General features: G+C 69.4%; 3 protein-coding genes and 1 pseudogene. All 4 read right to left on the bottom strand.

Translation table 11 applies throughout. From position 1 onward, the window contains the following. Positions 1-335, bottom strand: a 335-nt coding sequence (locus ACR2JA_RS14390) for an AAA family ATPase (RefSeq protein ID WP_434009767.1), incomplete at its 3' end; no start/stop codon positions are given. Continuing rightward, positions 332-4,195 carry a magnesium chelatase subunit H gene (locus tag ACR2JA_RS14395; RefSeq protein ID WP_434009768.1) on the bottom strand — a complete coding sequence of 1,288 codons (3,864 nt, stop codon included), beginning with the start codon at positions 4,193-4,195 and terminating at the stop codon, positions 332-334. The genes ACR2JA_RS14390 and ACR2JA_RS14395, both read right to left, overlap by 4 nt. Next, the gene (bchB, locus tag ACR2JA_RS14400) at positions 4,170-5,783 is read right to left on the bottom strand and encodes a ferredoxin:protochlorophyllide reductase (ATP-dependent) subunit B (protein ID WP_434009769.1); all 1,614 of its coding nucleotides are present in this window, start codon (positions 5,781-5,783) and stop codon (positions 4,170-4,172) included. The genes ACR2JA_RS14395 and bchB overlap by 26 nt, the downstream gene beginning before the upstream one ends. Then, a pseudogene (locus tag ACR2JA_RS14405) lies at positions 5,774-5,991 on the bottom strand (hypothetical protein); the annotation flags it as partial. The gene bchB and the pseudogene ACR2JA_RS14405, both read right to left, overlap by 10 nt.

Consider the following 5,991-nt stretch of genomic DNA (forward strand, 5'->3'; position numbering starts at 1 on the left):
TCGGGCCGCAGTTCTTCGGCGTGGAAGTCCACGGTTTCGAGCACGTCGATCACCGTGGGCAGCATCTTCTTGGTCAGCGTGAAGGTGCTGTCGTGTTTCGGGTCGCAGCCGATCTGCAGCACGCGCTTGCCAAGGTGCGAAAACGCGGCCGAGAGGTTGGAGCTGGTGGTGCTCTTGCCGATGCCGCCCTTGCCGTAGATGGCAAACACTTTCGCGTTGCCGATCTTCAGCGACGGGTCGAGCTGCACCTGCACGCTGCCCTCGCCGTCTTTGCGGGGTGCCAGACCCGCGGCGCGCCGCAGGTCGGTCAGGGGAACGCTGGTTTCGGTGATCATGCGGGAGCTCCTTCGTACACGCCTTCCAGCCGGTCTTCCAGCTCTTCGCTGGCTTCACGGAGGGCCTTCAGAACCGAAGGATCGGGTTGCCAGAACTGGCGGTCGGACGCTTCCAGCAAACGGCTGGCCACACGCGCCGACGCGGTGGGGTTGAGCTCGGCCAGGCGCCGGCGCATCTCGGGGTCGAGCATGAAGGCCTGGGTCAGCTGTTCGTAGACCCAGGGCTGCACCTGGCCGGTGGTGGCCGACCAGCCCATGGTGTTGGTCAGGTGCACCTCGATCTGGCGCACGCACTCGAAGCCGTGCTTGAGCATGCCTTCGGTCCACTTGGGGTTGAGCATGCGGGTGCGGGTTTCGATGGCGACCTGTTCGCCCAGCGTGCGCACCGTACCGCCGCCGTGGCTGTCGCGCGTCTGGTCGCCGATGTAGACCGGCGCCACCGCGGCACCGGCGCCATCGCGCTGCGCCTTGGCGCGCTGGATCGCGCGGCTCACGCCGCCCAGGGTGTCGAAATAGGTGTCGACCGTGGTCACGCCCAGTTCGACCGAATCGAGGTTCTGGTAGGCCAGCTGCACATCGGCCAGCACGCTTTTCAGCAACTGCGCATGCTGCACCGGTTGGCCGGCGCGGCCGTAGGCAAAACCCTTGCGGCGGCTGTAGGTCTCGGCCAGCTCGTCCGGGTCTTCCCAGCGGCTGTTGTCGATCAGGCTGCCGACGTTGGCGCCGTAAGCACCCTCGGCGTTGCCGAAGACACGCAGGGACGCGGTTTCAAGGTCGACGCCGTGTTCGGCCTGGTAGGCCAGCGCGTGGCGGCGGATCGCGTTCTGGTCGGCCGGCTCGTCGGCGCTGGCGGCCAGGAACGCTGCCTCGGCCAGCAGGCGGATCTGCAGCGGCAGCAGGTCGCGGAAGATGCCCGAGAGGGAGATCACCACGTCGATGCGCGGGCGGCCCAGTTCGGCCAGCGGCACCAGCTCGGCGCCGGCCAGGCGGCCGTAGCTGTCAAAGCGCGGCCGAGCCCCCATCAGCGCCAGCGCCTGCCCGATGGGTCCGCCCTCGCTCTTGAGGTTGTCGGTGCCCCAGAGCACCATGGCAATCGAATCGGGGAAGGCGTTGCCGTCGGCCATGTGGCGCTGGATCAGGCGCTCGGCCTGGCGCGCGCCGTCTTTCACGGCGTAGGCGCTGGGGATGCGGAACGGATCGAAGCCGTGCACGTTGCGGCCCGTGGGCAGGATGGCTGGCGTGCGCAGCAGGTCGCCGCCGGGCGCCGGGCGCAGGAAGCGGCCGTCCAGCGCGCGCAGGATGCCCTCCATTTCATGGTCCTGGCACATCAGCGCGTCGGTCTTGGCCAGCTCGCGCAGCATGGCGAGGATGCGCGCATCGGCCACCGGGTCCAGCGACGCGGCCGACGGAGCACGCTCATGCAGCTCGGCCAGCGCCGCCTCGGGCGTGGCGCCCTGCACCAGGGCTTCGACGGCGGGGCGCAGGACCTGCTCGCCCGCCGCTTCGCCGTGGGTGGCCTGGGCGCAGGCCAGCAGCAGCTCGACGCGCTCACACAGGTTGGGAGTCTGCCCCACCACGTGCAGGCCGCAGGGAATCAGGGTGTATTCCAGCTCCAGCACGGCCTCGGTCAGCCGCACGATCTGCGCCTCGGCATCGCTCCAGGCCGCGCCGTCGGTGCACAGCTCCAGCTCCTGCGCCAGCGTCTGGATCATGGGCACCATCTCGTCGCGCTCGGCCTGCGCCTCGGGCTCCAGGCTGCGAAAGCGCTCCAGCAGACCCTTGAGCTCCATCAGGCCCTTGTAGAGGCCGGCTTGCGCCACCGGCGGCGTGAGGTAGCTGATCAGCGTGGCGGCGGCGCGGCGCTTGGCGATGGTGCCTTCCGACGGGTTGTTGGAGGCGTAGAGGTACATGTTGGGCAGGTCGCCGATCAGCCGGTCGGGCCAGCAGTCGGCGGTCAGGCCGTTCTGCTTGCCGGGCATGAACTCGAGCGCGCCGTGGGTGCCGAAATGCAGCGCGGCGTGGGCGCCGAAGTCTTCGCGGATCCAGCGGTAGAAGGCCGAGAACGCGTGGGTCGGCGCGAAGCCCTGCTCGAACAGCAGGCGCATCGGGTCGCCCTCGTAGCCCATGCCGGGCTGGATGCCGACGAACACGTTGCCGAAGCGCTCGCCCATGATGAAGATGCGGCCGCCGTCGCTGAGCAACTGGCCGGGTGCCGGGCCCCAAGCGGCCTCGATCTGCCGCAGGTGCCGCTCGCGCCGCACGTGGTCGTCCACCGCCACCGTGGCGTGCACGTTGGCCGGCGCGCCGTACTGTGCGGCGTTGCCGGTGATGAGGCGCTCGCGCAGCGCGTCCACGCTGGCGGGCAGGTCGACCGTGTAGCCCTGGCGCTGCATCGCGGCGAGCGTGTTGAAGAGCGACTCGAACACCGCCAGGTGGGCGGCGGTGCCGGTGTTGCCGGCGTTGGGCGGGAAGTTGAAGATCACGGCCGCCACCTTGCGGTTCGCCCGCTCGGAGCGGCGCAGCGCGATCAGCTTGCCCACGCGCGCGGCCAGCGCGTCGGCGCGTTCGCTGCAGGTCTGCATGTCGTGCGCACCTTCGAGGGCGTCGAAGGTGCAGGCCTTGGCGCAGCCGCTGCAGCTGACCTGCTTGGCACCACCGCGACCGCCGTAGACCATGGAGCCGGTGGCGCCGTCCAGCTCGGGAATCGCCACCATCATGGTGGACTCGACTGGCAGCAGGCCGCGCGGCGAGGCGCCCCAGTGGTCCAGGGTCTGAAACTCCACCGGCGTGACCGCAAGGTAAGGCACGTCGAGCTTGGCCAGGATGTTTTCGGCCGCCTGCGCGTCGTTGTATGCCGGGCCGCCGATCAGCGAGAAGCCGGTCAGCGAGACCAGCGCGTCGATGGCGGGCTGGCCGTCCTTGAAGAAGTAGCCGTCGATGGCCGGGCGGTTGTCCAGCCCGGTCGCAAACGCCGGGATCACCCGCATGCCGCGCGCTTCCAGCGCGGTGATGACGCCGTCGTAGTGACCGGTGTTGCCCGCCAGCAGGTACGAGCGCATGACCAGCAGGCCCACCGTGCCGTTCTTGCCGCTGGTGGCCACGCGCGGCAGGTCGCCCTGCTCGGCCGACATGCGCTGCGCCATGCGCGGGTGGTAGACGCCGACTTCCGGGTACTCCAGCGGCACACCGGGCTTGAGGGTGCCGCGCAGGCCGCGGCGCGCGCCGTCGGCGTAGCGGTCCACCAGAAACTGCACCAGGTTGAACATGTTCTGCTCGGACCCGGCCAGCCAGTACTGCATGGTGAGGAAATAGGCGCGCACATCCTGCGCGGTGCCCGGGATGAAGCGCAGGATCTTGGGCAGGCGGCGCAGCATGCGCATCTGGCGCGCGCCGGCGGTGGTCTTGTCTTCGGCCGAGGTGTTGACGTCGGCGCTGCTCTTGCCGCGCAGTTTTTTCAGGAAGGCCAGCGGGCCGCTGGTGGGCGCACTCATGTCGAATTTGCCCATGCGGGTGAGCTTGGTCACCTCGGCGGCCGACATCAGGCAGACCATGGCGTCGCAGTGCGCGCGCCGCGCCTGCAGCGCCGGCAGCACCGGCAGGAAGTGGTCTTCCATGAACAGCATGCTGACCAGCACGATGTCACCACGAGCGATGTCGTCGGTGCAGCGATGGAGCGCGGCGGCGTCGTCGCGCCACTCGGACGCTGCGTGCACCACCAGAGAAAGACCCGGCACGGCCTTGGCCAGCTGGCGGTTCGCGCGTTCGGCGGCGCTGGCCAGGTGGCTGTCCATGGTGACCAGCACCACGCGCATCCCTGGGGACAGCGGCCGGGCGTCAGCGGCTGAAGTGGGCTTTGGCATCGTAGAGGGTCTCCAGGGTGATCACGGGCAGGCCTTTGTCCCTGGCATAGGTTTCGGTGTTGCGGCGGGCCTTGCCGCGAACAAAAAACGGAATCTTGCGAAGCTCTTTTTCGGCCTCGGCGGCCCAGGTGGCCACCACCTGCGCCGAACTGTCGGCCGCAGCAGCGATGGCCGCATTGGCCTGCGCGGCGACCGCTTCGGGCAGCTCGGGCTCGCTGGCTGGTGCAGCGATCGGCGCCGCGACCGGGCGTGACACGCTACCGCCCAGGTGCGAGGGCGCGGCGTCTTCGTGGAACTCGGCGTCACCGCGGAACATGCCGATCAGGTGTTCTTCCAGCCCCATCATCAGCGGGTGCACCCAGGTGTCGAACAGCACGTTGGCACCTTCAAAGCCCATCTGCGGCGAGTAGCGCGCAGGGAAGTCCTGCACATGCACCGGGGCGGAAATGACGGCGCAGGGAATGCCCAGGCGCTTGGCAATGTGGCGTTCCATCTGCGAGCCCAGCACCAGCTCGGGCTGCAGCTCGGCGATGCGCGCTTCCACGTCCAGGTAGTCGTCGCTGATCAGTGCGTCCACGCCGTAGAGCGCAGCGGCTTCGCGCACCTCGCGGGCGAATTCGCGGCTGTAGGTGCCCAGGCCGACCACGGTGAAGCCCATCTCGTCCTGCGCGATGCGGGCGGCGGCCACCACGTGGGTCGCGTCGCCGAACACGAACACGCGCTTGGACGTGAGGTAGGTCGAATCAACCGAGCGCGCGTACCAGGGCGCGCGGGCATTGGCGTTGTCCAGCACGGGTGCGGGGTCGATCCCGGCGAGCGCGGCCACTTCCTGGATGAAGTCGCGCGTGGCGCCGCTGCCGATCGGCACCACCTGGGTCGATGGCTGTCCAAAAGTACGCTTGAGCCAGCCGGCCGCGACCGACGCGATCTCGGGGTACAGCACCACGTTGAAATCGGCGTCGCCGATGCGCGCCAGATCGGCCGGGCTGGCACCCAGGGGGGCGGTGACGTTGATGGTGATGCCCATCTGGCGCAGCAGACCGGAGATTTCGCGCACATCGTCGCGGTGCCGGAAACCCAGCGCGGCCGGGCCCAGGATGTTGCAACGGGCGGGCTGCCCGGCTTCGCGCGGCGCACGGCGCACCGAGGTGTCGGCCAGCTGGCGCACCATCTGGTAAAAGGTCTCGGCGGCGCCCCAGTTTTCCTTGCGCTGGTACGACGGCAGCTCCAGCGCCACCACCGGCACCGGCAGGTCCAGCGCCTTGCACAGGCCGCCCGGGTCGTCCTGGATCAGCTCGGCGGTGCACGACGAACCGACCATCATGGCCTGCGGTGCAAAGCGCTTAAAGGCCTCGCGCGCCGCGTTCTTGAACAGCTCGGCGGTGTCACCGCCCAAGTCGCGCGCCTGGAAGGTGGTGTAGGTCACCGGCGGGCGCTTGGCGTCGCGTTCGATCATGGTGAACAGCAGGTCGGCGTAGGTGTCGCCTTGCGGCGCGTGCAACACGTAGTGCACGTCGCGCATGGCGGTGGCGATGCGCATGGCGCCCACGTGCGGCGGTCCTTCGTAGGTCCAGAGCGTCAGTTGCATGGCAGCGCCTCCGGCCGGGTTCCCGCGGCCACCGCGGTGGCACTGGCGACAGCACCAGCCAGCCGCGCGCGGCGCACCAGCGGGCGGGCGAACAGCTCGGCCAGATCGGGGGCCTGTTCGTACCCCTGGATGGGGGTGAACACCAGCTCGATGGCCCACTTGGTGGTCAGGCCTTCGGCTTCGAGCGGATTCGCCAGCCCCAGGCCGC

Origin of the sequence: Hydrogenophaga sp., from assembly GCF_051007235.1 — a bacterium.
GTDB lineage: Bacteria > Pseudomonadota > Gammaproteobacteria > Burkholderiales > Burkholderiaceae_C > Hydrogenophaga.